Consider the following 6,383-nt stretch of genomic DNA (forward strand, 5'->3'; position numbering starts at 1 on the left):
ACTTCCGTCGGCGGAGACGACATCTCAAGAGCGACATCGAAGTCCTGTACTGGTCTTATCATTGGGGATCAAAATTCTGGATACGCCGTCGTAACCTGTTGGTTATCCTTACTGACCACGATTTTGATTCGTTCAAATCCATACTTTTGTTTAATATCGGCCGGGATAGATCGCCACATAATCACTGAGCTGTCACCATCGATGTCGTCTCCCTCTTTTAACGCCCGAGAGATTAGTTCCTTGACCCGCTCCTCGGAGATATCTTGCTGTTGATCGAATGTCGTCGTTTCTGGTCCAGCGTTCGGATTGTCGAGGTGTTTGCTTTCTATGTGAGTCCACCCGTAATCGCTGTTCCCTTTCGTTAGTCCGTATACCTCATCGGTTTTTTCATGTTTTGAGGCTCGCAAAAGATCCTCTGGAGAATCATCCATCTCATTAGTGAGCTGGCGTAAATCCGTCGCGTCAACGTTTTCAGAGCGTTTCAATGCATCAGCGAGATCGGTTGCTTCGTCCGCTGAGAAGCCAGCTTGGGTTAGCGAATCGACGTTCTCAAGCTCTCCCTCGTCGGCGAGGCGGACAACCTCGTCCTCGGTGAGATCGGTGTTACGGACGAGACGTGATCCAGCGCCGTCGTAGGCCTTGTCCAAGCCTGCGATCCGGTGACCCTCAAAGTGCTTGCTCGTGACGATCATGTCGACAACCTCATCGGTCTTGCTGGGGAACTTCCCGAGGAACTTCCCGACCTTCGAGAGTGCCGAAGTGGCGTCGCCGTAGAGCGGGATGAGACCGATAATCGTGAGCCCGAAGTCAACAGGCTTGCCCTTCAGCGCCGTACTCGGGAGGTCGCGGATGTCGCCGACGACCGCGAAACCGCTAGCAAGCCAGCCAGCGAAGAACGCGATCGGATATGTAGAGACTTCGTCGCCGCAATAGGCCGGCGGTGACCCCTCATCACGCCAGCACCAGTCCCCCATCACGACGCCGGTGATACTAGACTTAACGCGACCCATGTTTTGATCAGTCGTTTGGGCCGTCAGCGATACCGAGTTTGACCCCTCTTCAAGCCAGACGCTCTCTTCGGAGACAACCTCGTCGTCTTGTCGGACTACAAGACGGTACTTGTTTGGCTGGACTGACGCCGGGAAAGTAAACGACCCGTCGGTAATGGTCGTTGTTCGCGCGCCATCACCGTCGTCAACCTTGAGGACCGCAGTCGCGTCCTTGACCGTCGATCCGTCATCCCACGTGACTGTCCCGTCAAGGGTGGCCTCGTCAGTGGTCGTCTCGACGGTGATAGAGACCACGTCAGATTCATCACCCGTCACAGTCACCTCAGTGGTCTCGCTCCCACCCTGAATCTCGTCAGCGGAAACCTGAATGAGATAATCACCCGGTTCCGGATCAGTGAAGACCGCGCGTCCGTCTGCATCGGTCTGAGCACTCTCACGTACAGGACCGACGACCTCAACGGTCGCATCCGATACCGCATCCCGGTCTTGGTCAGTTACAGTGACTTCTAGAGGAGTCTCGGACGGCACCGGGTCGGTATAGCGCTGGAAGCGGTCCAGTCGCGTCCCATCACCTGCACGCAATTCCAGCGCAAGTGACTGCTCTGTCTCAGTCGCTCCGAATGAGAGGTCAATTGTGACTGTTTTCGTCTCTCCTTCGGGGACGACAACGGATCGCTGGTCGCGGTCCACATCGATAGCGCTCGAGGCAATGAGATCGAGCGTGTATCGTTGTTCGACCGGTCCGGGATTCGCAACCGTCACTTCGACCTCCCGATTTGTCCCCGGCTCAAATTCTTCGGGCAGGCCACGGACTGCATCGATCTCGCCAGACGAAGATGTCGATAGCGCCACCGTTTCGCGTCGTGTGCTGTCAGCTTCGATTTGGATAGTCGTGGTTTGTTGTTCGAATTCCGTTGCGTCGATTGAGACTTCGTACGTCTGGGCAGGGACCTCGTCGAATCTCACTCTGCCAGTGTTGTCTGTCGTCAGCACACGGTCGTCGCTAAGTGCAACTGTTGCATCCTCGATTGGGTCACCATCGCTGTCCTCAACGACGAGTGTCGCGGCACCGACACCGTGATTGACTTCGATTCTGGTCTCGTTACGGTTGTTCGACTCATCATGTTCCGATACCTGGTCTGTCGGATCGATTTCGACAGCGACATCGTGGTCCCCGCTTGTTGGTTCCCACGAGCCGAAGCGGACTAGTCGGGCGGACTTCGGTTCAAGCGTGACGGCTTTTGTATCGTGTCTCCGGCCGTCAATCGTCAATGTGACCGGTATATCACGGCTCGTTCGGTCGCCGTCATTGACCACCCGTGCGAACGGCTCAACACTGCCGTCAGGGACTGGTGTGGACGGGTCGGTTCGGATCGTATCCACGCGAAGGTCTGTGCTCGACTGAACACGAAGCGGTTTGGATTGCCTGTTATCGCCCTCGTTGCTTTCTTTGACAATGTCGTCTGGATCAACGACGCCAACAATGGCCTCGGTATCCTCAGTAATCGGAACCTGACCAATATCGAACTTACGAGTGGTCTGTGCCGCGATGTCAAGATCACTACGGGTGAGCCGCTCGTTACTAGCCTGGACTGTCAGATCGAATCCAGTTGCCGATTTGGTCCCTGTATTGGCGACGGTCACACTGACCGCGACCGACTCCCCCACCTGTGCCTCGGTAGGAGTCCAGTCAACGCTCTTGACTTGGAGGTTTGGAGCCTGCTTCGTGAGCCTGAACGTGTGTGATGTCGTCTCGCCCGCTGCAACCGAGACAGTCGTGACCTGCTCCCCGTGGGTTGGGGACTCGGCGGTTACTCTGTGTAGACCAGCAGGCAGCTCCGTGAACCGATAGGCACCGTCGGAGTCTGTGCGTTGAGTCTCACCGTTCACCCGTACAGTGGCGTCTACGATAGGGTCGCCAGTCTCCTGGTCGCGAACATACCCGCTGACTGCGGCCACTTCACTGCCGATTGTCAGTGTCTGATGGGCATCGTTGTTGGTCTCGTCACCCTCCTCGACCTGATCGCTAGGATCGACAGTGGCGCCGACGTCATATTGTCCGCTGTCGCCACGAAAGTCTCCGCTCCAGGCCGTCCAGGCATCGTCGTTTGCTCTGACATCAATTGGAGCGGCCCGCGCAACGACATCACCGTCGACGCGTACAACGCTCTCAACATCCTGTGCGGCCCTATCACCGTCATTCGCCAGCCGAAGACGAAATTCGACTTGCTCATCAGTAGTTGGATCAGCCGGCCGCCACTCGATCTCCTCAATCTTCAGGTCAGACTCCCGTCGTTCTACCGAGAGCGAGAACTGCTCGGTGTTATCCGACTCGTCGTTTTCGTCAACGGTATCCCGGAAGTCAACGATGGCCTCGCCCCCATCGACAGTAGAGTCAGCGTCCCACGGGCCGACTGTGACCGTCTGCCTACCACCGGCACGGAGATCAACCCGGGTTTCGCTGTATTGTTGCCCATCAACCGAGACAAGAACACCAAAATCGTCGGTCGCGACGGGACCAGTGTTCTCGACAGTCACATCGAAAGACACTGACTCACCATCTTCCGGTGACCGAGGGGAAGGATCTATGTCCACGATCCGTAGATTCGGCTGCTGTTCGGTCACATCCAACGGCTCCCGGTGCTCGTTGTTGGTCTCGTCTTCCTCGTCGATACTGTCGTCGTAATCGATTTCCGCACGTATCTCATCGACATCACCCTCAGCAGTCCAGTCGCCGATGACAACCGTCCCGCTGTCACCTGCCGAGAGATCCATTTCCTCGGCACGGTAAATATCTGACCCAGCAACCAGTTCAAGATTGAAATTCGACGCCCGAGCCTCACCCCGATTGGCCACGTCGACATCGAAGGTTACGGAGTCGCCTGCGTCAGGCGAGCTCGGTTCAGGGCTGATATCGGTGATCGTCAGGTCCGGCTTTCCCGGCCGGGAGTACTGGGCAGTGATGTCGTAATCTCGGTTAATATAGCTGATAGTAAACGACGACTCCTCGCTAACGACGGTGCCGTCATCGGTTGTCCAGGCCTGGAACTCGTAGTCGCCGGCGTTAGTCGGCGCGTCAATGTACACATCCTCACCGTAGTCGTAGGTCCCTTCGCCGCTTGTGGACACAGAGACCGGACTGGAACCAAGGCGAACAGTATGTGTCTCAGGCTCAAGGACGAAATCAACCTGCGAGGTCTCGTCCTCACTGACCGTCACGGACTTCGGTCCATCTACCTCGTACCCGCTCATCGCCACGTCAACTTCGTGATCACCTGCTGGAACTTGGTCATAGCTGAAGTAGCCATCCGAATCGGTTCGCGTATCGTCTGTGGCGTCGAGATAGACCTTCGCACCGGAGATTGGATTGCCGTCGGTATCAGTGACCCGGCCGCGAACGCTCCCGTAGGATGTCTCGACTGTGAAGGACCGCTCGATTTCATTGTTGGTCTCGTCGCTCTCGGGGATATGGTCGTCCGGGTCGATTGCGGCACGCACGCTGTAGGTGCCACCCTCAAACTCGTTGTTGCCGGTACAGACCGTCGTTGACTGCTCACCCGGACCAAGTGTTTTCGTCGGCGGAACCGCGGCGAGTTCACCGTCAACGTAGGCGCGCACCTCAATATCATCAGCTGTCGATGTCCCGGTGTTCTCAACCTCCATGCAGAATTCGACGTTCTCACCTGCCTTTGGATCAGTCGGCTCCGTCCATACGTCAATCACCTCTAAGTCTGGCTGACCGTCCGCCGCGCCAACCGTCACAAATCCATACGGAGCAGCCAAGCTGATGACAAGCAAGACACTGAACGCGATCGCGCGCCGACACTCCGCCTGGGTAAAAGCGCGCGAATACGGTACACCATCACCCATCATACCGATCCTCCCCCAGTATCCACTCATTGGTTGATTAGATACCAATTATACATATGACACATAAAAAATGTTTCGAGAGTATGTGTCGAATCTCTATCCTCAACGAGTCGGGGTACACTGGCGAGCCATCGGAAACCGGTGTCCAGCTCGGGGAGTGGTGGCGGGAAACAGTAGTGGTGAATAACAGTCAAAAGCGCACCGTCCCACTAAGAAACATCGAGCGTCTATATAGCAGGAACGCTCTTGGGTAAGCGATTGTTGGTGGCGTCATAGCGCTGTTTCAAGGATGGTTTTGAGCGCTTCGTCGCCGGGTTTTCGGCGGACGCGTTTTCGAAGCTGTAACGCTCTGAGATAGGGTGTGAGTTTGTCTTTGGAGACACCTCGATGAGGCGAGAGCCATCGTCGCGCCAGCGACGCGTGGCTCTCGCACGTGTTGACGTGTACGTCTCCATCAGCGTATTCACCCTCTCCGTGGACGACGTACTGGCGGTCGAATGCGTCGTCCTCGTCGAGTGGCTCGTACGCTCGAAAGCCGTCAGTATAGACTGTCAGCGACTCCTCTTTGCGGTTGTCAACCAAGAGTCGAATAGTTGACTCACCGGCGGCTTTCGCCGGATGAACGTACGTTTCTCCCGTGCCGCGGTCAGCGAGGATGAACGCGGGCGGCTTGTCTTCGTAGTAAGTTCCACGGCCGCGCGTGGACAGGCCACGCGAGCGCGACCAGCCGTCGCGCTCGCGGCCCTTCTTCCCTGCGTTGACGTACATCTCGTCGATTTCGACTGGCCCTTCGAGTTGTGGCCGAGGCGCGTCCAGCGCCCGCAGGAAGCGCTGGACGCGCCGGGAGACCGTCTTGTACGAAACGGCGAGTTCTGAATCGAGTTGCCGAATACTCGTGTTCAGCCGGATATACGTGTAGACGGCGAGATACCACTTCCTGAGCGGTATCGCTGAGTGTTCGAAGACCGTGCCGGTCTTGTCGTTGAACGTCCGGTCGCAATCCTTACACAGATACCGTTGAAACACCCGATAGCTGCCGTACCGAATCACGGATTCGGCACGGCAGCGCGGGCAATAGATGCCGTCACGCCAGCGAATCTGTGCCAGCAGATTCGCGGCCCGACGCTCCGAGACGAATGTCTTGAGTTGAATCATGCTTCGGCGGGTGGCGCGGCCGCGCCACCCTTGCCCGCTGTGACTTCCAGCTACTGCTCCAACTTACCAACAATCCGCTACAGAAGAGCGTATTCTGTTTCCGCTCGAACCGACGCATAGCCAATTTTCACAAGAGGAGAATATAATACCACCTCTGCATTTGTTTCAAGTGAAGACACCCACACACACCACTGTTTCGAGTGAAGAACTAGAGTAGAGTATCAGTACCTCACAAAACATCGCCAGTTAACCTGACCTGAGTCACCTGTTCTGTCGAGATGAGTCGTCGATAGTGGTCAAGGGACGCCAATCGAAGGGGAAGCTGCCGCTGTCGGCGGCGATCAGCCG

The 6,383-nt window shown here is 56.6% G+C and carries 2 protein-coding genes; both read right to left on the bottom strand.

What is annotated here, in order from left to right; genetic code table 11:
* Nucleotides 1-68: 68 nt before the first annotated feature.
* Complete coding sequence (locus G9463_RS17660; RefSeq protein WP_370457944.1) at nt 69-4,910, bottom strand: CARDB domain-containing protein; 4,842 nt, start codon at nt 4,908-4,910, stop codon at nt 69-71.
* A 240-nt stretch (nt 4,911-5,150) separates the two neighbouring features.
* Nucleotides 5,151-6,035 (bottom strand): IS1595 family transposase, encoded by an 885-nt coding sequence (locus tag G9463_RS17665; RefSeq protein ID WP_165897406.1) that lies wholly within the window; start codon nt 6,033-6,035, stop codon nt 5,151-5,153.
* Between the last annotated feature and the right edge of the window lie 348 nt (nt 6,036-6,383).

Source organism: Haloarcula sp. JP-Z28 (genome assembly GCF_011440255.1).
GTDB classification, from domain to species: Archaea; Halobacteriota; Halobacteria; order Halobacteriales; family Haloarculaceae; genus Haloarcula; species Haloarcula marismortui.